Below are 24,565 nucleotides of genomic sequence, written 5' to 3' on the forward strand. Positions count from 1 at the left end.
ATTGTCTATTGGGAATGGCGAGGCCCCGCGAGATAGCATCCAAAACGGGGCGTGTTTGAGCCGATCCGGCTACTTCAGCCAAATCTCGGCGCCGGCGGCGCGGCCGGTGGCGTCCACCACCGTCACTCGCGCCAGCCCGCGACCGTCGGGTCGCCATTGTGCGCCCCGGTGCCACGGCGCCGTTTCCAGCGGACGTCCGTTGACCAGCCAGGCATAGGGGCGGTGTCCGCCGTCGGCCTCCAGCACCAGACCCAGCGCCGCCTGATCCCAGTCCAGGGTCGCCCCGTCGGGCGGGAAGCGCAACCGCAGGGGATCGGCGGTGCCGGTCGCGGCCAGCCGCCGGCCGGCGTCCGGCGCCGTCAGTCGGCGTAACGGCGGCGGCAGGTCGGCGCCACGCGCCACATCCAGTACGCCCGCCGGACGCGGCCCCGGCAGCGGGCGGCGGGGCGGCGCCAGGAGGTCGAACAGGGCGCGCATCAAGGGCGCGGCGGTCTCACGGCCGATGATTCCGGGAACCGGTGTTCCGTCCGCCCGGCCCACCCAGACGCCGACCACATGGTCGCCGTCCATCCCGATGGCCCAGGCATCCCGGAATCCGTAGGAGGTGCCGGTCTTGAAGGCCACGGCGCGCCCACCCCGGATGGCGTCGTCGGGGGCGAAGCCGGCGGCCGGCGGGGCCTCGGCGAGAATGGAGCGAAGCTGCCATGCGGCGGCCTCCGACAGAATGCGGGTGGGGTCCCCAGCCTCTTCCGAAGGAGACTGTTGAAGTCTCACCGCCCGACGCTCGCCGCCGACGGCTATCGTGGCGTACAGCCCCACCAGTTCTTCCAGCGTCACGCCCAGCCCCCCCAGCGCCAGCGGCAGCCCGGGCCGGCCCAGCCCGCCGCGTCGGCGCGGGGTCACCCCGGCCTCGGTCAGGCGCGCGGCGAAGCGCATCGGCCCCACGCGGTCTAGCACCGCCACCGCCGGCACGTTCAGCGAGCGGCGCAGCGCCTCCGCCGCCGTCACCCGGCCATGGTGCGCGAAGCCGAAGTTCTCCGGCGCGTAGCCGCCGCCGAAGGCCATCGGCCGGTCGTCGATCTCGGTCAGGGGATGCAACAGCCCGTCCTCGAACGCCATGCCGTAGATCAGCGGTTTCAGCGCTGACCCGGGCGAACGCGGCGCCTGGGTCATATCCACCGCGCCCCGGCGTTGCGTATCCAGCAAACCGGGCGAGCCGACCCAGGCGCGAGCCTCGCCGGTCGCGGCCTCGACCACCAGGGCGGCGACGGACACGCGCGTGCCAAGAGAATCGGCATGGGCGCGCACCAGGGCCTCGACCCGGGCCTGAAGCCCGGCCTCCAGGGTGGTTGGGATCACCGGCGGGTCGGTGGGGTCCCGCTCCGCCGCCAGCCGTCGCGCCACATGCGTGGCCAGCAGCGGCATGGGCTGGCGCACCTCGGGCAGCGGCTCGGCCTCGGCCTCGCGGGCCTGGAGGGCGGTCAGCACCCCGGCGCCGACCATGCGCCGCAGCACCTTGGCGCGTGCCGCCCGCGCCGCCTCCGGGTGGCGGTCGGGCCGCCATGCCGTCGGGTTCTGCGGCAGCGCCACCAGCAGCGCCGCCTGCCCGGGGGTGAGTCGGCGCGGTTCCTTGCCCCACCACGCCAGGGCGGCCGCCCGCACGCCCTCGATGTTGCCGCCGAACGGCGCCAGCGTCAGATAGGCGTCCAACACCCCGTCCCGGCCCAGGTGCGCCGTCAATTGCAGCGCGCGGGCCATCTCGATCAGTTTCGAGGGCAGGGTGCGCGGGCGCGGCTCCAGCAGCCGCGCGGCCTGCATGGTCAGGGTGGAAGCGCCGGAGACGACCTCGCCGTGCCACACCGCCTGGGCGGCGGCCCGGGCCACCGCCAGTGGGTCCACACCCGGATGCCAGGGGAACCGCGAATCCTCGTAGGCCATCAGCATGGCCAGATACAGCGGATCAACATCGGCCCGCGTTGTCGGCAGGCGCCACGTCTGGTCGGGACTCAGGAATCCGCGCAGCACCTGACCGGTTCGGTCGGTGATGGTGACGGTCGGGGCCAACCGCGACAGATCAGGCGGAACGAGGCGATCCAGCGCGAGGGTGGAGGCGACGGCCAGAACGAGCGCCAGCCCTAGCGCGGCGGCGCCGCGCCGGACCTTATCCGGCGTCTGGCCCCTTCGGGTCCTCATCGTCCCAGTCCTCGTCCCACGGGTCGACCTCCGGATCGTCCGCGTCGCCGTCGCCGTCCTCCGGCGCGGTGACCGCCAGGGCGTGGCCGGTCTCAACGCCGGCGGCATTGCGCTCAACCGGCTGGAACACCCCGGCCAGTGCCGCGCGGTCGTCGGCCGACAGCACGCCCAGGGCCTCCAGTACCAGCCCCAGCGCCACTTCGGCGGCGCGGGTGGCGCCGTCGTCCATCTTCAACGCCACACCCACACCGTGGCCCGGAATTATGGCAACCATGTTGCCTTCCGCGCCGACCTTGGCCAGGACGCGCCCGGTGGTGGTTCGGATCAGCCGCGTCTCGCAGCGCCCCGGCCCGGCCACCATATCCGGGTGCGCGGCCATCGCCGCGCACAGCCGCCGCGCCGCCGCGGCCCGGGACGGCGCCAGCCCGGAGGGATCGGCCAGCCGCGCCATTCCCAGCGCCACCGCCCACAAGGGCAGGGCAGGGGAGGGGATGCCGCAGCCTTCCAGGCCATGGGGCATCGTCGCCATGTCCACGTCGGTCAGGTCGCCGAGCACCGCCGTCACCGCGCGCTGTACCGGGTGTTCCGCGCCGATGTAGCCGGCCGTTGGCGCGCCCATGGCCTGGGCTAGCCGCAGGAAACCCGCGTGCTGGCCGGAGCAGTTATGATGCACCGGGCCGGATCGGCCACCCCGGCGCGCCAGTTCCCGGGCGGCGTCGGGATCCAGTGGCCAGTCCCGCGTTCCGCACTCCAGGTTGGCCTCGCTCAGACCCATGTCCTCCAGCCACTCGCGGATGCGCTCCACCTGCATCAGCCAGCCGGCATGGGACGCCGTGTGCAGGGCGATCCGTTCCGGCGTCAGATCGGGCGCGTCGGGCAGGGCCTCCAGCAGGGCCAGCGCCTGCATCGGCTTCAGCGCCGAGCGGGGGAACACCGGGCGCTCGACATCCCCCCAGGCCAGCAGGGGACGGCCGTCGGCCCGCAACGCGATGGCCGCGCCCCGGTGAAAGGACTCGACGGCGTCGCCCCGCGTCAGCGCCACCAGGACCGGGTTGTCTGGGAAAAGCTCGGCGTGGGTTGAGGGCGGGTCGGTCGGATCGGCGGAGGAAGGCATGGACATGATGGCATCCCGTGAAACGGGCCGCGCGCGGCCCTCGGTGCCGCCGATCCTGGCAGGGCGGACGGGGTCTGACAATGTTCGGGTGATTTCTCGCGCAACAGCATGTTGCCCCCGAGCGGCGGCTGATATAGGACAGGCGCACGCTGAGCCACCGGGCCCAGCCGGACGTCCGTTTCCGCCGGGGGAGAACCAGGCCCGTTGTCCGCCACCATCCTGATCCTCAACGGCCCGAACCTGAACCTGCTCGGCCGGCGCGAGCCGGCGCTGTACGGGCGCGAGACGCTCGAAGACATCGCCGCCGCCTGCCGCGCGCGCGGCGAGACCCTGGGCTTCGCCATCGATTTCCGCCAGAGCAACCTTGAGGGCGAACTGGTCGAGTGGATCCAGGCCACGCACACCGACGTGCGCGGCATCATCCTCAACGCGGCGGCCTATACCCATACGTCGGTGGCGATTCCCGACGCCTTGCGCGCGGTCGGCCTGCCGGTCATCGAGGTTCACCTGTCCAACGTGTTCGCGCGGGAGCCGTTCCGCCACCATTCCTACGTGTCTCCCGTGGCCGCCGGTGTCATCGCCGGCCTGGGCGGACAGGGCTACGTGCTGGCGCTGGACGCCATGGCCCGACTGGTGGAGACGGAGGCCGCCCGGACGTCCGATCCACAAACCTGACACCGCCGGGTTCCCCCGGCCGACCCTGTATCCCGCGACGAAAGACCGAAGACACCGCCATGTCCAGGACCCCCATCGACACCGAAGCCGTCCGGGCGCTCGCAGAGCTGCTCGGAGAGACCGGTCTGTCCGAGATCGAGTACGACACCGGCGAGTTGCGCATCCGCGTGGCGCGGACGCTGACTATCAACGCCAGCGCGGGCGCCGTCGTCGCGCCGGCCGGGGACGCTCCGGCGGCGGCGGCGTCCGGTGCCGGCGCCGCGGCGAAGCCCGAGGATCACCCAGGCGCGGTGACCTCGCCCATGGTGGGCGTGGTCTATCTGGCGCCGGAACCGGGCGCGCCCAATTTCGTCAAGGCCGGGGATACCGTGGAGGAAGGGGCCACCCTGCTGCTGATCGAGGCCATGAAGACGTTCAACCCGGTTCGCGCGCCGCGCTCCGGCCGTGTTGCCGCCTTGCTGGTGGATGACGCGACGCCGGTGGAATTCGGCGAGCCCCTGGTGGTCATCGAGTAGGGCCGCCCCATGTCCGCGACCGTCGCTCCGCAGCGCCCGCCCATCACCTTCCAGAAGGTGCTGATCGCCAATCGCGGCGAAATCGCCCTGCGCATCCTGCGCGCCTGCCACGAAATGGGCATCCACACCGTGGCCGTCCACTCGACCGCCGACGCTGAGGCCATGCACGTCCGCCTGGCCGACGAATCGGTGTGCATCGGCCCGCCTCCGGCGCGCGACAGCTACATGAACAAGGCGGCTCTGCTGGCGGCGGCCACGATCACGGGCTGCGACGCCATCCATCCCGGTTATGGGTTCCTGTCGGAGAACGCCGATTTCGCCGAGATGGTCCACGACCACCACATCGCCTTCATCGGTCCGCCGGCCCGCCTGATCCGCATGATGGGCGACAAGATCGCCGCCAAGCGCGCCGCCGCCGAGGCCGGCCTGCCGGTGGTGCCCGGCTCCAAGGGGTCCATCACCACCGACGCCGAGGCCATCGCCATGGCCGAGGAGATCGGCTACCCCGTGCTGATTAAGGCCGCCGCTGGCGGCGGCGGGCGCGGCATGAAGGTGGCCGCCACGGCCGACGCGGTGGTCGAGGCGTGGCGCACCGCCCGCGCCGAGGCCCTGGCCGGCTTCGGCAACGACGACGTCTACATGGAGAAGTACCTTTCCGACCCCCGGCACATCGAGGTGCAGGTGTTGGCCGATATGCACGGCACCGTCGTCCACCTGGGGGAGCGCGACTGTTCGCTTCAGCGCAAGCACCAGAAGGTGTTGGAGGAGGCGCCCTCGCCGGCCCTCGACGCGGGTCTGCGCGAACATATCGGCGCTGTCGCCTGCGAGGCGGCGCGCAACCTGGGTTACCACAACGCTGGCACCATGGAGTTCCTGTTCGAGGACGGGCGATTCTACTTCATGGAGATGAACACCCGCCTGCAGGTCGAGCATCCCGTCACCGAGATGGTCACCACCATCGATCTGGTGAAGGAACAGATCCGCGTCGCCCAGGGCGAACCGCTGGGCTACGGCCAGGAGGACATCCGCTTCCACGGCCACGCCATCGAATGCCGCATCAATGCCGAGAACCCGGTGACCTTCGCGCCGTCACCCGGCACCATCGGCCGCTATCACGCCCCCGGCGGCATGGGCGTGCGGGTGGAGTCGGGGCTCTATACCGGGTTGAAGGTGCCGCCGCATTACGACAGCATGATCGCCAAACTGATCGTGCACGGCGCCAACCGCACCGAGTGCCTCATGCGCCTGCGCCGGGCGTTGGGGGAATACGTCATTGACGGTGTCGAGACCACCATCCCCTTGCATCAGCGCCTGATGCGGGCCTCCGACTTCGTCGCCGGCGCCTACGACATCCGCTGGCTGGAGCGGTTTGTGACGGAGGGGCCGGAATCTGGGGATTAGCGGGTCTGACAACGGCGACCACGAGGGGGCGACCACGAGGGGGCGACCACGAGGGGCCGACCAAGACGGTGAGAAATCCGGGCGAGCCCCGGTGTTGGGGCTTGCGGGTTTGCTCTAGGGCCTGTTGCGTGAGCTCTGATACCAACCGACGATTGGATTGACGCTCGTCCAGCCTTCACGACATCCAGCCGGCGTTGTTGAGCCTTTGTTTTTCTCGCCGCAGCGCCCCTTCGGGGCGCGCGGCTCCGCCGCCCTGGCCGCCCTTTAGGCGGCCATCCTTGAATCGGCGCCGTGGGCGCCGGCCCCCCCGTCTGAAAAAGCTGGCGTCGCGAAGCGACACCAGGGGCGCGCCGGCCGGTCTGAAACGCGCAACGCGCTCTATTGATTTGATATTGAAGCAAATCGTCGTCGCGATCCGTTTCGGATCGCTCGGGATTTGCGCTATCCCCGCCACGCGCGCGGCGGGCCGACGTCCACATGCACGAAGCCGGAGCGCGGGTAGTATCCGACGCCGCCACGTCCCATGGTCAGCGCCAGCCGGCGCAGATCGGCGAGGCCGTATCCGGGAATCGCGATATCGGCGGCCATGCCCCTGATATGATAGCTGTTCTTGGCCACGCCCCGTCCGGCCTGACGCATGCGCGCGTTGGTGCCCGGCGCCCGGTAGGCGGAGATGATCTCCAGGGGTGAGCGCGCCTCCAGTCTGCGCCGGATGTCGCTCAGCAGGTCCAGCAGTGCCGGATCGATGGGCGCCACGGCGTCGGTGCGCCGGTCGCGCATGATGTGGTTGATGGCCTGGAGTGCGTCCGGCAGGTAGTGGCCGTTCTCCATGTAGGTGACGTTCAGCCGCTCGCCGGTGTGAATGTTGTCCAGCGCCAGGGACCGCACCCGGGGACCGCCGGCCGGCGGGGTCGGCAGCCGGCTCGACACGGTCTCCATCATGGCGTCTTGGGGCGGTGTCGGCTTGCGCCCGATCTGAAACAGCAGAGGCACATCGGGCTTCGGGCCGGGCGGCACCGGCGCGCCAGCAAGGGCCTGGGACAGCGGGGTGAGGGTGGCCGCCCCCAGGGCGGCGCCCCCGAACAAGACCCGACGGCGCGTCGCCGCCGGGCGGGACGTCTCGTGGCTGGACACGATCTGGCCTCTCTCAACTCATGCTCTGGCGTAGGGTCCGGCCTCTTTTGGGCCGGTTTTCTGGACTTGGCTCGGGCCTGCGTCACCGCAAACCGACCTAGCCGTCCGATATATGTCGGCACTATATCACATCGTGTTCAAGAAAAAAGCGGTTCTTTTGGAACGGTGCACCGGATCCTTACGCGCCACAAAAGAAACCCGTGCGGCCGTCGCCCGGAACAGAACTACCGCCCCGTTGCGGACCTGGGCCTGTCGGCGACTCATTTGGTGCGTATACCGTGGCCAGTGCGCAATGCTGTGTCATCGTGTCCGGGGCTTTGTGGATATTGACCTTATTGAACCGCGTTCTGTGTATTTTGAAACACATGAATCGCCTGGCGCGCGGCATCACAGCCGGATCGGCGCCCAGATGCGGTCCGGCGCCGCCAGTCGAGCCCGGGCCTCGACCAGGGCCAGTTCGCAGCCGCCCCCCCGTAGCGTCTCGGCCAGCAGGGCGAACAGGCCGGACACCGCCGCGCTCAGGGCCACCTGGGGACGCCCGTCCAGCAGCCAGTGATGCAGGAACAGTCCCGCCAGCACGTCACCGGCGCCGTTGGGCGCGCGCGGAAACCGCAGGCGCGGCGTCGCCACGATCCAGACTCCCGTCCCGTCGGTCACCAGACAGCGGGCGCCGTCGGCCTCGGGGCCGTCCGGAACCTCGACGCTGGTCACCACGACCACGGACGGACCCTTCGCCCGCAGCGCATTGGCGGCGTCGATGACGTCGGCCAGCGTGTCACAGCGCCGCCCGGTCAACAGGGTGAGCTCGAACTGGTTGGGCTTGGCGATGGTGGCGCGTGGAATCAGACGGTCCGCCATGGCGTCCGGGATGTCCGGCTCGACATACAGGCCCGGGCCGACCGGCCCCGCCAGACCGGGGCCGGTATCCCCCATCACCGGATCGCACAGGTACGGAAGGTCCGGCCGCCCCTCGCGCGCCCGGTCGACCGCCGCCGCCACGGCGGCCGCGGTTCCGCCGGCCCCCAGGTAGCCGGACAGAACGGCCTCCCGCTGCGGCCAGTCGACATGCTCGGCCACGCCTTCCAGGCAAGCGTTCACATGGGCGGGGTCGACGACATGACCGCGCACGCGGCCATAGCCCGGGTGATTGGAGAACAACACGGTATGGACCGGCCACACGGCGCGCCCCAGCGCCCGCAATGCCGGCACGGCGGCGGCGTTGCCCACATGGCCCGCCGAGACGTGACTTTGGATGGACAGGATGGCCATATCAGATTCGGAATCCTCGGCGGCCGTCGGGCGCGTGTTGCAATGCGGCGCCCACCTTGCCACGGGCCGGCATTGAATTATAGTGTGCCGCCTCGCGCTCCTCCGGCGGTCGGACCCGGAGAGTCGAGGGACGCCAGACCATGAGGCATGAGGGAGAAAAGATCCATGGCCGCACCCGCCCGTCCGCGCCGTAGCGTGCTCTACATGCCGGGATCCAACACCCGCGCCCTTGAAAAGGCCAGGACGCTGGCCGCCGACGGCCTGATCCTCGACCTGGAGGACGCGGTTGCGCCCGACGCCAAGGTCGAGGCCCGCGCCAACGTGGTCGAGGCTGCCTCCAGCGGTGGTTATGGCAAGCGCGAGGTGCTGATCCGCACCAACGGGCTCAACACGCCGTGGGGCTACGCCGATCTGGAGGCCGCCGCCTCCAGCGGCTGCGACGGCATTCTTCTGCCCAAAGTGGAAAGCGCCGACACGGTGCGCCAGGTCGAGGCCATTCTGGAGGCCAAGGGCGCGCCCGCGCACACCCTGATCTGGTGCATGATGGAAACGCCCCTGGGCATGCTGCATGCGGCCGAGATCGCCGGCGCCACGCCGCGCCTCGGCGGCTTCGTCATGGGGACGTCCGATCTGGCCAAGGACCTGCACTGCCATCATACGCCGATGCGCCTGCCCATGATCACCTCGCTCGGGCTGTGCCTGCTGGCGGCGCGGGCGCACGGGCTGGCCATTCTGGACGGCGTGTACCTGGACCTTCAGGACGACGAGGGCTTCGCCGCCGCCTGCCGCCAGGGTCTGGAACTGGGCTTCGACGGCAAGACGCTGATCCACCCCAAGACCGTGGCCGCCGCCAACGAGATCTTCGCCCCCAGCGACGATGAGGTAACATGGTCGCGCCGCATCATCGAGGCCCATGCCGAGGCCGAGCGCGAGGGCAAGGGCGTCGTCGTGGTGGACGGCAAGCTGGTCGAGAACCTGCATGTGGTCAACGCACGGCGGTTGGTGGCGTTGTCCGATGCCATCGCCGCGCTTCAGGCTGACCTTGAGGCCTGAGCGCCGCGTCCGGTCCGTTTCCCCCGTCCTCCCTGGAGCGCCCCGTGATGACAGCCGACGCCACGCCCAAAAGTAAGAGTAAAACCAACCCCGGCAACTTCTTCGAGGACTTCTTCCTCGACCAGGAGATCGTGCATGCCACCCCGCGCACCGTCACCGAGGGCGATCAGTCCCTCTACGTGGCGCTCTACGGGTCGCGCTTCGCGATGCACTGCTCGGCGGAATTCGCCATCGACGTGGGCTTCGAGGACATGCCGCTGGACGATCTGCTGGTCTTCCACATGGTCTTTGGCAAGAGCGTGCCCGACATCTCGCTGAACGCGGTCGCCAACCTGGGCTATGCCGAATGCGTGTTCGGCGCGCCCGTCTATGCCGGCGACACCCTGCGCGCCACCTCGCGCGTCATCGGGCTGAAGGAGAACTCCAACCGCAAGTCCGGCATCGTTTGGGTCCGCACCACCGGTTTCAATCAGGACGACGAGACGGTGGTCGAGTTCGTGCGTTGGGTCATGGTGCGCAAGCGCGACGCGTCGGGTGCCGACGACGGGCCGGAGCCGGCGACCGTTCCGTCGCTGGCCGATGTGGTGCCGACGGCCGATCTCATCATTCCCGATGATCTGGACGTGGACGATTATGACATCGAACTGGCCGGCCAGGACGACCTTTGGGAGGACTACCACGCCGGGGAGCGCATCGATCACGGCAGCGGCATGACCGTCGAGGAGGCCGAACACCAGATGGCCACCCGAATGTACCAGAACACGGCCCGGGTTCACTTCGATCAGGTGTTGGCGTCGGCGGGGCCGATGGGCCGGCGACTGGTCTACGGCGGGCACATCATCAGCATGGCCCGGGCGCTGTCGTTCAACGGTCTTGCCAATGCCTTCCGCATCGCCGCCATCAACGGTGGGGCGCACACCAACCCCGTGTTCGCGGGCGACACCATCCGTGCCTGGACCGAGGTCCTGGACCGCATGGAGGTGCCGGATCGATCCGACATCGGCGCGCTGCGGCTGCGCACCGTGGCGGTCAAGAACGAGGACTGCGCCGATTTCCCGGACAAGGATGAATCGGGCGTCTATCCGAAGTCCGTGGTGCTCGATCTGGACTACACGGTGTTGATGCCGCGCCGGGCGGCGTAGCCCAGGTTCCGCGGGGCCGATCTCAGGGCAGGGTGAAGATCACGGACAGGCGGTTCCACCCGTTCTCTCTGCGATAGTGGGCCTCGTCCGAGAGTTCCTTCACAAGATGCAGCCCGAGCCCTCCGGGAGGCCGATGTTCGGGCGCTTGGTCAAGGTTGTCCGGGGCGGGGCAGCTGATGGGATCGTAGGCCCGCGCCTGATCGAGGAACTCCAGAACGGCGCGGCCATTGCCGATCTCGGCCTTGATCCGCAGCGTGGGATCGGGCTCATCCTGATAGCCATGCAGAATGATGTTCGACACGATTTCGTCGACGGTCAAAAGCAGTTTCAGAATGAGATCGTGGGGGCACCCTTGCGATGATGCATAGTCCTCAACCTCCTGAAAGACCGCAGACAGGCAGTCCAGGCAGGCCGGGACCGTCCAGGTCTTGCCCGGGCTGTCCTCAGGGGCGGCGCCGGATTGGTGATCGGGGGCTGCGTCACTCATCGACTCACACCAGAAAAAAAACCTCGCCAAGGGGTTGGGGGAGCGTCTGGCCCTGATTGCCGTCTCGCGATACACTCCTTGTGTGCGACGCCCGTTCCGTCGTTCGTGCTGCCTCTGCCAAGCCTCACCCAGGAGCCAAGCCGATGTCTTTGTTCCCAGCAAGGTCCGCCCTCGGGCCTGTGTTCGCGGCGGCGATCTTCGTGGCCTGTCTGTCAGCCGCACCCGCGATAGCGGCCGACGCGATCGGCCAGATCAAGACCGTCTCGGGCGCCGTCGCCATTGAACGGGCGGACGACACCACGCAGGCGGTGATCGGGGATTCGGTGTATCAACAAGACGTGATCAGAACCGGCCCAGACGGAAAGGTTGGCATTACGTTTGTCGACCTTAGCATGTTTTCGGCCGGGCCCGGAACCGAGTTGAAGCTGGAGCGCTTCCGGTTCAATCGCACCACCCACGACGGCGTTTTCGAGAGCCGGATTCGGCGCGGCTCCCTGAGCGGTGTCTCCGGCAGGATCGCGGCAAACAACCCCGACGCCATGAAAATCCGAACCTATTCGGCCATCCTCGGCGTGCGCGGCACCAAGTTCGTGATTGAGGTGGAAGGCCACTAAGGGCGCGTCCGAAACCCGACGAAGAGTGCGTTGCCATGGTGAAAGGAGTCGGCTTTATGTCCCGTCAAACAGACACGATGGCCGCCGCCCTCAAGGGCATGGGCCTCGCCCTGGCCGGCCTGGCCCTCGCCGGATGCGGCCAGATGATGGACCGCCAGACCTGGGATCCCGCGTCGGTCACAAGCCTGCCCGTTCCCGAAGACCCGTACGAGGCCGCGCTGGTGGCCGAGTATGTCCGGATCGCGCGCGTGGAACGGGCGGAACAGGATTGGAGCGACAGTGCGTTCTTCCTTGACAAGGCCCGGGCCGCCGCCACGGGCGGGGTTCCGGCGTCCCAGCCGTCCGAGGATCGGGACCTGAGCCCGGACGCGGCCGAGACGCTGACCGCCGCCCGCGAGGCGCTGGTCGGCGTCTCCACGATCAAGGCGGAAATCTTCGCGCCCGAGGCCCTGGCCAAGGCCCAGGCGTCTTACGATTGCTGGCTTCAAGAGCAAGAGGAAGGGTTCCAGGATGAGGACATCGCCGCCTGTCGAACCGATTTCGAGACCGCGCTCCAGGAGGTGAAGGATATTCTGGCCGAGCCCAAGGACCTGTTCGTGGTGTTGCCCCATGAGGATGGCTCGGTCGGCGGCATTGAGATCGACGACGGGTCCTCGACCGTGTTGCTGGACACGGCCTTGGCCGCCTCGGTCGTGCGCGATGGCGGCTCGGCGTCGGTGGACCTGACGTCCGAACAGGTGGAGACGATCTTCGGCGACGCGCTCGCCAGCCTGCCGGAGCCACCGCGCAGCTTCACCCTGTACTTTGTGGAAGGAACGGTCGACCTGACGGCGGACTCCGAATCGGTGCTGGCAACAATACTCGCCGAGGTCAAAGGCCGGGCCGCGCCGGAGGTGGAAATCATCGGTCATACCGACCGGGTCGGGGCGACCGGCTTTAATGATCGGCTTGCCAAGCGTCGCGCCGAAGCGGTGCGCGCGTCCCTGGCGGGCAAGCTCGGGCTGCCCGAACGATCCGTTTCCACGGCGGGACGGGGCGAGCGGGCTCCCCTGATCCCCACGCCCGACGGGGTCGGGGAGCCGCGCAACAGGCGGGTTGAGGTGACGGTGCGATAGGGGGGGCGTGGTGCCGACGCCCCGTCGTCGGGACCCCCATTGCCATTATCGGCGATCAGGCGCGGCGCCGGTCGGCAACCCGCCGGGCTTGGCGCCCCGCGCAGACGATATCCGGCCCGTGATTTCGTCCGACGAAGACAGGGGGCTTGAAGACAGGGGGGCTTATCGTCGGACGATCCGAAGCGTGCCGATGGCCTCAGGGGCTTACGCCCGGGGCGCCCGCCTGTGCTTACGATGTGCTTACTGGCATAGAAAAAGGGGCCAGCGCGTCGGCGCTGACCCCTTTTTTTCATTGGTGGAGCCGAGGGGAATCGAACCCCTGACCTCTACAATGCCATTGTAGCGCTCTCCCAACTGAGCTACGGCCCCACAGGTCTGTCGATGTGGTCCGGGTTTTGGGGACCCGGGGACGGAATCAAGGTGGAATGCTCCAGCCTATGGCCCAGGGTCCGTCACTTTCGACCGCCCCTGACGTCCCGTCGAGGCCCGGGAACTTAGGGCGTTCGGTCGGGCGGGGCAAGAGGAAAATGCGCCCTTGTTCGCTCTTCCGGTCAGGTTGGATCAGGCGGGGCGCGGAACACGGTGTTGAGGCCGGCATGTGCCCCGCGCTAGCCCGCCACGACCCCGTCAGGCCCAGCCCTTTGCCCCGCCATGGCGGCGTCGAGAGCCTCCCCATGCCGCAACACTCGCTCCGCCGCCGCCGTGTGACCGCCGTCCGGCGTGTGCAGCACCAGACCGGGCCACAGCGTCGCCGCCCCCCGCACATCCCGCCGGGCGCGCACGATCACGCGGCGGGCCGGGCGCGCGATGCCGTCCCGATCGGGGCCGGGCCACAGCGGAAGGATCTCCGCCGCGCCGGCGCGTCCGGCCAGCGCGGCCAACAGGGTGTCCAGGCAGTCGGCGCGGTGGATCACGACAAGCCGTCCCTTGGGCCTCAGCCGGTCGAGGCAGGCGCCGATCCAGCGCGCCAGCGGCACCGTCGCGGCGTGGGCGCCGGCCCGCCCCGGGTTCGGCGGCGGCGTGCCGGATTCGTGATAGGGCGGATTGGTCAACACCGCGTCGAATGGCTCGGAGGTTGCCGCGTGGGGCGGGTCCATCAGATCCCCCACACTCACCGGCAACCGCTCCGTCATGCCGTTCAGCGCCGCCGAACGCGTCGCCAGGGCCGCCATGCCCGCGTCGATCTCCAGGCCGGTCACACGGACCTCAGCCGATGCTCGGGCCAGCAGGCACAGGGCTGCCGCGCCAGTGCCCAGGCCGGCGTCCAGTACGCGCGTCACCCGCCCCGGCCCCCCCAGCGGGACCGCCGCCGCGAGCAGGACCGGGTCCATTGCCACACGGTAGCCGCGCGCGGGCTGAAGCAGACGCACGCGCCCACCCAGGATGGACGTTTCCTCCGCTTCGCCGCTCACGGCTGATCGTCCGGTTCGGAGGCCGTGGCGAGCACCCAGCGCGCCCGGTCGTACCGGGCCGCCTCGACCCACACCCGCGCGCGGATGGCCGACACGGCCCCGCCCAGGGCGGCGCTCGTGTGCCGGTCCAGGACCGTCGCCTCGATCCCCTCCGCCCGCAGACAGGACATCAGATAGGAGAGAAAAACCGGGTCCTGAACCACGGTCAGTTCGCGCATGCCCTCCACGCCCTCTTCCCTCCTTCTTGGCCGACGTTCGTGATTCGAGCACGGTTGTTGGCGTCGCCGTGAGTCCCCAGCTTAACGGAAGCGCACCATCGCGCTTGACCGGGCTTCGGGCGCCCCCCTATGCTCCCGTCGCCCCGGCCGGCCCGTCAACCCCGACGCGGCCCGCTTCCCGTTTGTCCCGCATCGTGGTCGCCATCGTGAACGCTTCTTCTTCTTCCTCTTCCGCATCCGCTCGGCCGGACGGAAAAACCGCCTTCGACGCCCTGCTGGATCTGGTCGGCGACGACCTGCAGCGGGTCAACCAGGCCATTCTGGACCGGATGGAGAGCCCCATCGCGCTGATCCCGCAGATGGCCGCCCATCTTATCAGCGCGGGCGGCAAGCGGCTGCGGCCGCTGCTGTGCCTGGGCACGGCCCGGCTGGTCGGCTACGAGGGCGACCGTCACATCGAACTGGCCGCCAGCATCGAGTTCGTCCACACCGCCACGCTGTTGCATGATGATGTGGTGGACGAAAGCGACATGCGGCGCGGGCGCGACACGGCCAACGCGCTGTGGGGCAACAAGCCCAGCGTTCTGGTGGGCGACTTCCTGTTCGCGCGGGCGTTCGAAATGATGGTGGACGAGGGCACGCGCGAGGTCATGAGCCTGATGGCTCGCGCCTGCGCCACCATCTCGGAGGGCGAGATCCACCAGTTGCTGACGGCCAACGACATCGAAACCGAAGTGCCGGCCTATCTGCATGTGGTCGAGTCCAAGACCGCGGCCCTGTTCGCCGCCGCCGCCCGCATCGGCGGCGTGGTGGCCGACTGCCCGGAGGAGGAAAAGGCCGCTCTGGAAGCCTTCGGCGGCAACCTGGGCATCGCCTTCCAGATCGCCGACGACTACCTGGACTATTCCGCGCGCGAGGCCGAACTGGGCAAGTCCATCGGCGATGACTTCCGCGACGGCAAGCTGACGCTGCCGGTGATTCACGCCATCGCCCAGGCCAACGACGAGGAACGCGCGTTCTGGAAGCGCTGCCTGGAGGACCAGGAGTTCTCCGATCCGCGCGCCGAGGCCGACCTCGCGCACGCCATGGAGCTTCTGGACAAGCACGGCAGCCTGAAGGAAACCGTGCGCCACGCCCACGAATACGCCGAGAAGGCCCGCCGCGCGCTCGACATGTTCCCGGACAGCGAGACCAAGACCATCCTGACCGACGTGGTCGATTTCAGCGTCGAGCGGGCGTACTGATCGGTCGGCTTGCCCGGCGTCGCCGTTAACGCGGCACCTGCGGGGTCAGGCCATCCGCGCGGAACGCCTCGCGCGCGGTCTCGCCGTAGAGGGCATGCACGAAGGCCCGGGCCGGAGCATCGACCGGCGTGCTGGCGCGCACCGCGACCTGATAGCGGATCGGCGGATGGGTGTCCGGCGGGAACTCTCCCACCCAACGCACGCGCTGGTCCCGCCGTGCCGCATTGGCGAGGGCCACGCCCAGCGCCGCGTCGCCGTGGGCCACCCAGTCGAGCACGGTGCCCGGCCCGGGCGCTAACCGCACGCGTTTCGAGACACCCTCGCCCCACCCGATGGCGCGTAGCGCCTGCAGGCTGATCTCGCCCAACGCGTTGCGTTCCGGGTCGATCACCGCCAGAGGGTGGCTGCCGTTCACCCATCGGGTCAGGTCCATGGCGCGGGTCACGGTGTCCGGCCCCGGCCGGTCGGGCGCCACCACCAGGGCCAGCCCGTTTGTCACCAGATCCGTCGGTCGCTCGACGAGGCCCTGGGCCACCAGCCGCGCCATGTTGCCGGCGCCGGCGACGATGACGACGTCGTGGGCCAGCACCCCGTCGATGGCCGTCGCGCTTGAGACATCCCCGAACGACAGCAACAGGGACGTGCCGGCCTCGGCACCAAGGGTGTTCATCAGGGGCTGCATCGCCGCCTTAAGGGATGGGTCGGCGTGGACGGACAGAGCGGTCTGGGCGCGGCCCGGAATCGGGAACGCGGCCAGCGTGGCGGCCGTTCCGGCGGCGCCACACAGCAGGACTCGGCGCGACACCATCAACTGATGAACCATCTCTTGACCTTTCCACACGGGCATGATCGGACGTACCGTCACCCTTCCGCGTCAACATGGCGACCGTGGGGCAGGGGGTGTCCAGGGCAATCGGGTGAAGGCACAGTCGGCGAGCCGCGAGACTCCGTAGGGCGGGTTCGCGCCGAAGGCGCAACCCGCCGCATCATCGCCGCGCGGCGGATTGCCCCGCTTCGCGGGTCGAATCCGCCCTACCTTACGAAAAGAGGGTGGGACATTCCGCCACAAGGCACACGATCCACCGGGTGTTTGCGACCGCACACCCTTTCACCCGATTGCCCTGAGGGGGTGTCCGGGTGGGGAGGCCGGCCCTCAGCCCGCCAGCGCGCGGGCCAGCAGTGCCGCATTGGCCGGCGATTCGCCGATTCGACGAACCGTATAGGGCCACCAATCGCGGCCGAACGGCACGTACAGGCGCACCCGCTCGCCCTCGACCGCCAGGGCGCGGGCCAGCGGCTCCCGCACGCCCAGCAGCATCTCGAACTCGTAGCGGCCCGGTGTCCAACCGCCCGCCCGGGCGCGGTCCCGGGCATGCGCGATCAGGTGCGCGTCGTGGGTGGCAACGATGGGATAGAACCCGGCCTCCCGGGCGTCTTCGGAGAACATGGCGTCGATCAGGCGGCGGGAGTTCGCCTTGACGTCGGGGCGGCGGGTGTAGGCGTACGCCGGCTCCCCCACGAAGGCGCCCTTCACCAGACGGACCCGGCTGCCGCGCCGGATCTGCGCCGCCAGATCGGCTTCGGTGCGCTTCAGGTACGCCTGAAGAGTCAGGGCCACCGGAAACCCCCGTTCGGCGAGGTCGTCGTGCAGGGCGATGGTGGCGTCCACCACCGAGGGGTCCTCCATGTCCAGCATGAGGCAATGCAGCCCGGGGCTCGGCGCGGATGCGGCGGCGTCCCGGATGGCTTCGGCGATGGTGTCCAGGTTCCGTCGGGTCAGCGCGGGGTCCAGCAGGTGGCCGACCTGGGTCATGTCCACCGAGACGTGGATGTCCAGTCCCGTCCCGGCCAGCGCCCGCGTGACCGCTAGCTTGGCGGCGACGTTCTCGTCCACCAGCGCCGGCTGGTCCACGTATTCGCCCAGGTAGAACAGCGAGGCCCGCAGGCCCTGTTCGCTCAGCAGGGCCTGGGCGCGCGCGACGCCCACGGTCTCGTCACCGCTCGCGATGAAGCGGCGGCTCAGGCCGGAGGTGACCCGGCCGTTCTGCATGACCCGGCTCACCCGGCCGGACCGGGCGAGGGCGATCATGGCGGATTGCCAGAGACGGGACAGCATCGTTTGGGGCTCCTGACATCACCGCGTCGCGACGGGTTCCGGGGCGGGGCGGCCACGGCGGATTGCGTTCGACCCGCCGGGAGTCGCGGCCCGTTTCGGGGTTACGCCCGAAACAGGTCTCCGACGCTGATGTCACAGCCCGGCGGGTCGAGGCGGAGCCGCCCTTCCGACAGAATCGTCGTGCGGAGCGTGCCGTCCCCGGCGCGGGCATGATGGACGAGCCGCCGCCCAAGTGGATCGACCACCAGGTAGTGGTGGATGCTGTCGACCGAGAAATATCCGGTCAGTTTGTATCCCGTGTCGACGCGCGCGGATCCGGGAGACAGCACCTCGACCACCACGAGCGGGTTGACGGCCGCCACGTCATCCGGACCGCCGGCACCGCAATCGACCAACACGTCTGGGACGAAATCGCCGTCCTCGCCGATTTCGACGGTCAGGCCGTCCACGAAGGCCTCGCACGGCGAGCCGGCCGCGTCCAGGGCATCGCTCAAGGCCCGCCACAGGCTCTGTTTCACGCGGACATGGGCGCGCCGCTCCGGGGCCATGGCCACGGCGCGACCCTCCACGCGCTCGGCGCGGCCCTCGCGTTCTTCGGCCCAGCGCAAGAAGGCCGCCCGGGACATGATCGAACCCGCCTGTTCGGGCACGGACATGGGGCGGCCCTCCATGTTGCTCGCGGACCCTACTTCGCCAAGCCGATCTCCAGCAGCGCCTCCTCGATCTCCGGCAGGATGTCGGGATCGTCGATGGTCGCCGGCATCTTGTAGTCCTGATGATCGGCGATCTTCTGCATGGTGCCGCGCAGGATCTTGCCCGAGCGCGTCTTGGGCAGGCGACCGACCACAATGGCCTGCTTGAAGGCGGCCACGGGGCCGATGGTCTCGCGTACCATCTTCACCGCCTCGGCGACGACCTCGGTGTGAGGCTTGGTCACCCCGGCCTTAAGCACCAGGAAGCCGAGCGGCATCTGCCCCTTCATGTCGTCATGCACGCCGATCACGGCGCACTCGGCGACATCCGGGTGGTTGGCCAGAACCTCTTCCATGGCGCCGGTGGACAGGCGGTGACCGGCGACGTTGATGATGTCGTCGGTGCGGGTCATGACGTAGACGTAGCCTTCCTCGTCCACGAAGCCGGCGTCGCCCGTCTTGTAGTACCCCGGGTATTCGTCCAGGTAGGCTTGGCGGAAGCGGTCGTCGGCGTTCCACAGCGTCGGCAGGGTGCCCGGAGGCAGCGGCAGTTTGCACACCAAGGCGCCGATCTGGCCGGGTTCGACCTCCTGCTTGTTTTCGTCCAGGGTGCGGACGTCCCAGCCCGGCACGGCCTTGGTGGGCGAGCCCAGCTTGACCGGGAACTCCTGCAATCCCATGCAGTTGGCGGCGATGGCCCAGCCGGTTTCCGTCTGCCACCAGTGGTCGATGACCGGCACCTTCAGCTGGTTCTGCGCCCAGGTGATGGTGTTCGGGTCGGCGCGCTCGCCGGCTAGGTACAGAGTGCGGAAGTGGCTGAGGTCGTACTTGCCCAGGAACTCCCCGTTGGGATCTTCCTTTTTGATGGCCCGGAAGGCCGTGGGCGCCGTGAACAAGACCGGGATCTTGTGTTCGCTGATGACCCGCCAGAAGGTGCCGGCGTCGGGCGTGCCGACCGGCTTGCCTTCGAACACGACGGTGGTGCAGCCGTGCAGCAGCGGGCCGTAGCAGATGTAGGAGTGGCCCACGACCCAGCCCACATCCGACGCCGCCCAGTACACCTCGCCTGGTTCGACGTTGTAGACGGCCTTCATGGTCCACTTCAGCGCCACGGCATGGCCGCCGTTGTCGCGCACGACGCCCTTGGGCTGCCCGGTGGTGCCGGAGGTATAGAGGATGTACAGCGGATCGGTGGCCTTCACGGGCACGCAGTCATGTGGGCGGGCGTTGGCCACGGCCTCGGCCCAGTCCACGTCGCGGCCAGCGGTCATTTCGCCCGTCTTCTGCTCGCGTTGCAGGATGATGCAGCGATCCGGCTTGTGGGTGGCGACCCGGATCGCCTCGTCCAGCAGCGGCTTGTAGGCGATGACCCGGCCCGGCTCCAGCCCGCACGAGGCGGCGACCACAACCTTGGGCTTGGCATCGTTGATGCGGGTGGCCAGTTCGTTGGCCGCGAAACCGCCGAACACCACCGAATGCACGGCGCCCAGGCGGGCGCAGGCCAGCATGGCCACCAGGGCCTCGGGCACCATCGGCATGTAGATGATGACGCGGTCGCCCTTGGTCACGCCTTGATCCGCGAGCGCGCCGGCAAACGAAGCCGTCAACTGCTTCAGTTCGGCGAAGGTGATCTTGCGCTGGGTGCCCGTGATCGGGCTGTCGTGAATGATGGCGAGCCGCTCGCCGTTTCCGGCCTCGACATGGCGGTCAACGGCGTTGTGGCAGGTGTTCAACTCACCGCCGACGAACCAGCGATAGAAGGGCGGGTTGGAATCGTCCAGCACCTTGTCCCATCGCTTGACCCAGTCGATGTCCTCGGCCGCCTTGCCCCAGAAGGCGGCGGGATCGGTCAGGGACAGACTGTGGGCTTCGTCGTACGCGTTGGCCATGTCGCGCGCTCCGCTGGTGTGTCGGGTGGTCTCTCTGCTGTCGCGGGCCGAAGGCCCGGCATGGGCCGGTGGGCCGGCATGTCGTGCCCGAGAGCATCGGGGGCAAGAAAAATTGCGCACCACGGCCACAAAAGCAACACGGAATGCCGAAAATCGTGCCGGCAGAGACACAAACCCGCAGCGCGGTCGTGTCTTCGAACGCAATGCGGGGCGGTCGATGGACCGCCCCGCTCCGTCGTGTCTTTCCTTGTCAGTGGAACCTCTTATCGTCCCGGGTCCTGCCATGCTGTCGGGATCCGGGATGAAGGCTGTCCTTCGATATCAGGTCCTTTCCTTTGGTCGGCTCAATGGCGGATCACCACCGCCCGCGTCCCACAGGGGCACAGGGCGGCTAGCTCGCTCTCGCCATTCGGGTCATCTCGTCCTTAATCGCCAGTTTCTGGCGTTTCAGCGTCGCGATCAGACTGGAATCCGGCATCGGGCGCGCGGTCTCGTGTTCCAACAGCGTCTCCAGTTCGGTATGCCGGGAATTCAGCGCATCCAACCTTGCATCACGACCCATGGCATGACCCTCCTTGTGCAGGTGAGAAACGGCTCGAGTCTACCCGACCTCCCGGGGCAGATAAAGAGATTCCGAGACGGTTCCGTGAATTTGTGGTTTTTTGCCTTGAAAGATCGTTTCGCATCCGTATGGTGAGGAGTTTTTTTGAATGAGTCCATCCCTGCCCCTCGTCGTCGGCATCAGCGGCGCCTCGGGAATCGCCTATGGCGTGCGCCTTTTGGAGGTGTTGCGCCGAGTCGGGATTCCGACTCATCTGGTCATGACCCGCGCGGCGGAGATCACGCTGGCCTATGAGACCTCGCTGAAGGTGGCCGACGTGCGCGCGCTGGCCACCGAGTGGCACCGCGTCGACGACATGACGGCGGCGCCGTCCTCCGGCAGCTTCCGCACCCGGGGCATGGTGGTCGCTCCCTGCTCGGCGCGCTCGCTGGGGGCCATCGCCTCGTGCTCGGGCGAAACCCTGCTGACGCGCGCCGCCGATGTGACCCTGAAGGAACGCCGCCGGCTGGTCCTGATGGTGCGGGAAACGCCGCTGCATCTTGGGCATATCCGCGCCATGGCGGCGGTCACCGAGATGGGCGCCATCGTCGCCCCGCCCATGCCGGCGTTCTACAGCAAGCCCCGGTCGCTGGAGGACGTGGTGGACCACGGCGTCGGGCGGGTGCTCGACCTGTTCGAGATCGACGCCGGACTGGTCAACCGCTGGCGCGACGGGGACGGGGCGGGGTGAGGCCGCGACATGGCCGCATTTGGCGTACAGGGTGGGGAACGTCCTCATCGTGAGACCCGCACCATGCTTGCCCGTCCCCTCGTTCTCGTCCTGCTCGCCGCCTGCCTGATGAGCCCTTCCGCCGCCGACGCCCAAGCCCCGCAAAGCGAGCGCTCGCGCGCGGCCATGGCGCGGGTCACCCCCTCCCTGAAGGGGGCCGTCGAGGAGGCCGGGCTGGCCTGGGGCGCGCCGGTCTTCCTTCGGGTCTTCAAGGAGGAAGGCCGCCTGGAGGTCTGGCTGGAAACGGCCCCCGGCGGTCCCTTCGCGCGGTTTCGGTCCTACGATATCTGCGCGTGGTCCGGCGACCTGGGGCCGAAGACGCGGGAGGGCGACCGTCAGGCCCCGGAGGGCTTCTACGCCGTGGGTCCGGGGCAGATGAACCCGCACAGTCGGTTTCACCTGTCCTTCAACCTGGGTTATCCGAACGCTTATGAGCGGGCGCGCGGCTGGACCGGCAGCGCCCTGATGGTCCACGGCGACTGTGTTTCCGTCGGCTGTTATGCCATGGGCAAGCGGTTCATCCCGCTCGGGGCCGACCGCAACGACCCGATCAACGAACTCTGGACGCTGATGTCGGCGGCCTTCGATCACGGCCAGCCCTTCGTGCGCGTCCACGCCTTTCCGTTCGCGATGACACCGGAGGCGCTGGCCCGGCGCGCGGAGCACCCCTGGGCCGGGTTCTGGTCCAATCTGGCGGAGGGTTCCCGCTGGTTTGAAGAGCACGGCCGCCCGCCCAATGTGATCATGGGCGACGGGCGGTATCGGTTTGGTCCGGGATAAGAGCCGCCTACCCGAAATGCCGGCCCAGGCGGGCCACGGCCTCGTCCAGGGCGCTGTCCAGCTTGGCGAAGCAGAACCGGGCGTAGTGCGATGGCGCCGCCGCGCGGTCCTGATAGAACGCCGAGAACGGCACTGCCGTCACCCCGGCCTCGACCGTGATGTGGTGGCAGAAGTCCGCGTCGGTGCCGTTGAAGCCGACGCCCCGGATGTCGGCGGTCAGGAAGTAGGTGCCGGCCGACGGCATCACCTCGAACCCGATCCCGCGCAGGCCGTCCGCGAGTCGGTCGCGCCGCGCCGCCATGTCCATCGCCAGATGGTCCAGCACCTCCGGCGGCTGGCTCAGCCCGAACGCCACCGCGCTTTGCAGGCAGGTCGGCGTGGTGAAGGTCAGGAACTGGTGCGTCTTGGCGATGGGCGCCAGCAGGGCGGGCGCGGCCACGACATACCCCACCTTCCAGCTTGTGACCGAGAACGTCTTGCCGGCCGAACCGATGCGAACGCAACGCTCGCGCATCCCCGGCAGGGTCATCAGGGGCACATGACGGCGGCCGTCGAACACCAGATGCTCGTAGACCTCGTCGCAGACCGCATAGGCGTCATGGCGGATCACCAGATCGGCGATGAAGGCCAGCTCGTCGTCGTCGAACACCTTGGCCGACGGGTTCATCGGGCTGTTGAGCAGGATCAGCTTGGTCTTGTCGGAGAACGCCGCCGCCAGATCGTCGCGCGGCAGGGTCCAGTGCGGCGGTTCGACCCGCACCATGCGGGGCACGCCGCCGGCGCGGCGGATGATGGGCAGATAGCTGTCGTAAAGCGGCTCGATCAGTACCACCTCGTCGCCCGGTTCGATCAGCCCGAACAGGCAGTCGGCCAGCGCCTCCGTGGCGCCGGAGGTCACCATGACCTCCGCTTCGGGGTCCAGGTCGAGGCCGTAGAAGTGCCGGTCGTGCGCCACGATCGCCTGCCGCAACGCCGGGATGCCGGTCATCGGCGGGTACTGGTGCGGGCCGGCCTCGGCGGCCTCGGCTGCGGCCTTCAGAACGGCCGGCGGCTCCAGTCCTTCCGGAAAGCCCTGCCCCAGGTTCACGGCGCCGTGGTCCTGGGCCAGTTTCGACATGACGGTGAAGATGGTGGTGCCGTAGGACGACAGAATGGAATTGGCCGCTTTCACCCCGTGATGCTCCCTGTCCGGAGTCCCCTATGTCCGTGCGTGTCGGGCCGTGCCCGGGCGGTTCGCGCGTCGCGGGCCGGGCGAGCCCCCTCGTATCGCATGAAACGGCCGGGATGAACACACCGACAGGACCCCGGTGGTGGGCAATCGGGTGAAGGGTGCGTGGTCGCGAAGACACGGGGAATCGTGTGCCTTTTGGCGGAACGCCCTACCTTCTTAAATTAAGGTAGGGCGGATTCGACCCGCGAAGCGGGGCAATCCGCCGCGTGGCGGTGATGCGGCGGGTTGCGCCTTCGGCGCGAACCCGCCCTACGAAGTCTCGCGCTGTTTCGCCAAAGGTGCGTTCACCCGATTGCCCTGGACCCCGGTGGTGGGCGGACCCGGCGCGGTCAGCCGCGCCGTCGGCACCATAGGCGGCCGAACAGCGCGTCAAGGGACAGCGGCCCCGGTCCCTTCAGCAGTAACCGGGGCAGAAGTGCGGGCGGTCAGGCTTGGCAGCGCGCTGTGACGAGTTCGGCGAGGTTCGGCACGGGGGAGGCGACAGGGGCGCCGAGGCGCGTACCGAGGTAGTCCCAGAACGAGACGCCGAGCTTGCGGCAGGTCTTGCTCAGGCCGAGGAAAGCGTCCCGGCAGTCCCGCCCGTCGTCGCTGTGGGTGGTGGCGCTGACCTTACGGCGGGTCACCTGACAGCGGATGTCGTTTTCCGAGCCGTTGGTGTGCAGCGGGATCTCCGGGCGATCGAGGACGCGCAGCAGGTCGTCCTTGTTGGCCAGCAAGCGGGCCAGCAGGCGATCCAGGGTGGCGAACCCGGTTCGGCGCCTGAAGATTCGCTTGAAGCGGGCCTTCAACTCGGCCTTGCGGCGCGGGGTCGGCGCGTCCCGATAGGCCTTCAGGTCGGCGTAGAACCACCAGATCAGGGACCGGACCGTTTCCTTGGCTTGGCGGGCCGCCTCGGTGAAGGTGTCGAGCCTGTGGACCAGCCGTTCGGCGTGGACCCAGC

General features: G+C 68.8%; 24 protein-coding genes and 1 tRNA gene. 10 read left to right on the plus strand and 15 right to left on the minus strand.

Translation table 11 applies throughout. From position 1 onward, the window contains the following. Positions 1-69: 69 nt before the first annotated feature. Positions 70-2,193, minus strand: coding sequence for a penicillin-binding protein 1C (gene pbpC, locus BLS85_RS07630; protein ID WP_092784681.1), 2,124 nt, complete (start codon positions 2,191-2,193; stop codon positions 70-72). Beyond that, positions 2,162-3,313: an asparaginase gene (locus BLS85_RS07635; RefSeq protein WP_092784684.1), complete on the minus strand. Its 1,152-nt coding sequence runs from the start codon at positions 3,311-3,313 to the stop codon at positions 2,162-2,164. The genes pbpC and BLS85_RS07635 overlap by 32 nt, the downstream gene beginning before the upstream one ends. 198 nt (positions 3,314-3,511) lie before the next feature. Here BLS85_RS07635 and aroQ point away from each other — a divergent pair, with 198 nt between their 5' ends. The 3 genes from aroQ to accC are packed head-to-tail and all read left to right on the plus strand — an operon-like array spanning position 3,512 to position 5,898. Further along, entirely contained in the window at positions 3,512-3,982 is a 471-nt protein-coding gene (gene aroQ, locus BLS85_RS07640) for a type II 3-dehydroquinate dehydratase (RefSeq protein ID WP_092784687.1), read from the plus strand. A gap of 59 nt (positions 3,983-4,041) precedes the next feature. Then, on the plus strand, positions 4,042-4,497 hold the full coding sequence (locus tag BLS85_RS07645; RefSeq protein WP_092784689.1) for an acetyl-CoA carboxylase biotin carboxyl carrier protein: 456 nt from the start codon (positions 4,042-4,044) through the stop codon (positions 4,495-4,497). A 9-nt stretch (positions 4,498-4,506) separates the two neighbouring features. After that, on the plus strand, positions 4,507-5,898 hold the full coding sequence (gene accC, locus BLS85_RS07650) for an acetyl-CoA carboxylase biotin carboxylase subunit (RefSeq protein WP_092784692.1): 1,392 nt from the start codon (positions 4,507-4,509) through the stop codon (positions 5,896-5,898). A gap of 441 nt (positions 5,899-6,339) precedes the next feature. Here the strand turns inward: accC and mepK are convergent, their stop codons facing one another. Together mepK and pdxY are read right to left on the minus strand one after the other, a co-directional pair. Next, a complete protein-coding gene (gene mepK, locus BLS85_RS07655; RefSeq protein WP_092784695.1) occupies positions 6,340-7,032 on the minus strand; it encodes a peptidoglycan L,D-endopeptidase MepK in 693 nt (230 codons plus the stop codon). A gap of 387 nt (positions 7,033-7,419) precedes the next feature. Beyond that, positions 7,420-8,301 carry a pyridoxal kinase gene (gene pdxY, locus BLS85_RS07660; RefSeq protein ID WP_092784698.1) on the minus strand — a complete coding sequence of 294 codons (882 nt, stop codon included), beginning with the start codon at positions 8,299-8,301 and terminating at the stop codon, positions 7,420-7,422. Positions 8,302-8,466: 165 nt separating this feature from the next. Between pdxY and BLS85_RS07665 the strand changes: the two genes are divergently transcribed. Both BLS85_RS07665 and BLS85_RS07670 read left to right on the plus strand, forming a co-directional pair. Beyond that, the gene (locus BLS85_RS07665) at positions 8,467-9,354 is read left to right on the plus strand and encodes an HpcH/HpaI aldolase/citrate lyase family protein (RefSeq protein ID WP_092784701.1); all 888 of its coding nucleotides are present in this window, start codon (positions 8,467-8,469) and stop codon (positions 9,352-9,354) included. Positions 9,355-9,401: 47 nt separating this feature from the next. Next, positions 9,402-10,496 (plus strand): MaoC family dehydratase, encoded by a 1,095-nt coding sequence (locus tag BLS85_RS07670; RefSeq protein ID WP_092784704.1) that lies wholly within the window; start codon positions 9,402-9,404, stop codon positions 10,494-10,496. 22 nt (positions 10,497-10,518) lie between these two features. Here the strand turns inward: BLS85_RS07670 and BLS85_RS07675 are convergent, their stop codons facing one another. Continuing rightward, the gene (locus BLS85_RS07675; RefSeq protein ID WP_092784707.1) at positions 10,519-10,983 is read right to left on the minus strand and encodes an ATP-binding protein; all 465 of its coding nucleotides are present in this window, start codon (positions 10,981-10,983) and stop codon (positions 10,519-10,521) included. A gap of 179 nt (positions 10,984-11,162) precedes the next feature. Here BLS85_RS07675 and BLS85_RS07680 point away from each other — a divergent pair, with 179 nt between their 5' ends. Both BLS85_RS07680 and BLS85_RS07685 read left to right on the plus strand, forming a co-directional pair. Continuing rightward, positions 11,163-11,597 (plus strand): FecR family protein, encoded by a 435-nt coding sequence (locus BLS85_RS07680; protein WP_218128338.1) that lies wholly within the window; start codon positions 11,163-11,165, stop codon positions 11,595-11,597. 56 nt (positions 11,598-11,653) lie between these two features. Continuing rightward, on the plus strand, positions 11,654-12,712 hold the full coding sequence (locus BLS85_RS07685; RefSeq protein ID WP_176793486.1) for an OmpA family protein: 1,059 nt from the start codon (positions 11,654-11,656) through the stop codon (positions 12,710-12,712). A gap of 293 nt (positions 12,713-13,005) precedes the next feature. Here the strand turns inward: BLS85_RS07685 and BLS85_RS07690 are convergent. The 3 genes from BLS85_RS07690 to BLS85_RS07700 all read right to left on the minus strand — a co-directional run bounded on the left by BLS85_RS07690 (position 13,006) and on the right by BLS85_RS07700 (position 14,342). After that, positions 13,006-13,081: transfer RNA gene (locus BLS85_RS07690), tRNA-Ala, on the minus strand. A 239-nt stretch (positions 13,082-13,320) separates the two neighbouring features. Continuing rightward, positions 13,321-14,124, minus strand: a complete 804-nt coding sequence (locus tag BLS85_RS07695) for a tRNA1(Val) (adenine(37)-N6)-methyltransferase (RefSeq protein WP_245699134.1) — start codon at positions 14,122-14,124, stop codon at positions 13,321-13,323. Beyond that, complete coding sequence (locus BLS85_RS07700; RefSeq protein WP_143027127.1) at positions 14,121-14,342, minus strand: putative signal transducing protein; 222 nt, start codon at positions 14,340-14,342, stop codon at positions 14,121-14,123. Before BLS85_RS07700 ends, BLS85_RS07695 begins: the two co-directional genes overlap by 4 nt. 206 nt (positions 14,343-14,548) lie before the next feature. Here BLS85_RS07700 and BLS85_RS07705 point away from each other — a divergent pair, with 206 nt between their 5' ends. Further along, positions 14,549-15,586: a polyprenyl synthetase family protein gene (locus BLS85_RS07705; protein WP_245699135.1), complete on the plus strand. Its 1,038-nt coding sequence runs from the start codon at positions 14,549-14,551 to the stop codon at positions 15,584-15,586. A 25-nt stretch (positions 15,587-15,611) separates the two neighbouring features. Here the strand turns inward: BLS85_RS07705 and BLS85_RS07710 are convergent, their stop codons facing one another. The 5 genes from BLS85_RS07710 to BLS85_RS07730 form a co-directional block, all read right to left on the minus strand. Beyond that, on the minus strand, positions 15,612-16,409 hold the full coding sequence (locus BLS85_RS07710; RefSeq protein ID WP_176793487.1) for a molybdate ABC transporter substrate-binding protein: 798 nt from the start codon (positions 16,407-16,409) through the stop codon (positions 15,612-15,614). A 330-nt stretch (positions 16,410-16,739) separates the two neighbouring features. Beyond that, positions 16,740-17,702 carry a proline dehydrogenase family protein gene (locus BLS85_RS07715; RefSeq protein WP_092784722.1) on the minus strand — a complete coding sequence of 321 codons (963 nt, stop codon included), beginning with the start codon at positions 17,700-17,702 and terminating at the stop codon, positions 16,740-16,742. Positions 17,703-17,803: 101 nt separating this feature from the next. Further along, positions 17,804-18,358, minus strand: a complete 555-nt coding sequence (locus BLS85_RS07720) for a Uma2 family endonuclease (protein ID WP_218128340.1) — start codon at positions 18,356-18,358, stop codon at positions 17,804-17,806. A 29-nt stretch (positions 18,359-18,387) separates the two neighbouring features. Continuing rightward, complete coding sequence (locus tag BLS85_RS07725; protein WP_092784725.1) at positions 18,388-20,283, minus strand: propionyl-CoA synthetase; 1,896 nt, start codon at positions 20,281-20,283, stop codon at positions 18,388-18,390. Between the two features lie 391 nt (positions 20,284-20,674). Next, positions 20,675-20,845, minus strand: a complete 171-nt coding sequence (locus BLS85_RS07730; protein ID WP_092784728.1) for a YdcH family protein — start codon at positions 20,843-20,845, stop codon at positions 20,675-20,677. A 148-nt stretch (positions 20,846-20,993) separates the two neighbouring features. Between BLS85_RS07730 and BLS85_RS07735 the strand changes: the two genes are divergently transcribed. Both BLS85_RS07735 and BLS85_RS07740 read left to right on the plus strand, forming a co-directional pair. After that, complete coding sequence (locus BLS85_RS07735; RefSeq protein ID WP_092784731.1) at positions 20,994-21,575, plus strand: UbiX family flavin prenyltransferase; 582 nt, start codon at positions 20,994-20,996, stop codon at positions 21,573-21,575. A gap of 63 nt (positions 21,576-21,638) precedes the next feature. Further along, the gene (locus BLS85_RS07740) at positions 21,639-22,394 is read left to right on the plus strand and encodes a L,D-transpeptidase family protein (protein WP_092784734.1); all 756 of its coding nucleotides are present in this window, start codon (positions 21,639-21,641) and stop codon (positions 22,392-22,394) included. Between the two features lie 7 nt (positions 22,395-22,401). Here BLS85_RS07740 and BLS85_RS07745 read toward each other — a convergent pair whose 3' ends face one another. Both BLS85_RS07745 and BLS85_RS07750 read right to left on the minus strand, forming a co-directional pair. Beyond that, positions 22,402-23,565: an aminotransferase gene (locus BLS85_RS07745; protein ID WP_092784737.1), complete on the minus strand. Its 1,164-nt coding sequence runs from the start codon at positions 23,563-23,565 to the stop codon at positions 22,402-22,404. Positions 23,566-24,050: 485 nt separating this feature from the next. Continuing rightward, positions 24,051-24,565 (minus strand): IS66 family transposase (locus BLS85_RS07750; protein ID WP_143027126.1); only part of this gene is annotated, 515 nt, incomplete at its 5' end.

The organism is Rhodospira trueperi, assembly GCF_900101965.1.
Lineage (GTDB): Bacteria > Pseudomonadota > Alphaproteobacteria > Rhodospirillales > Rhodospirillaceae > Rhodospira > Rhodospira trueperi.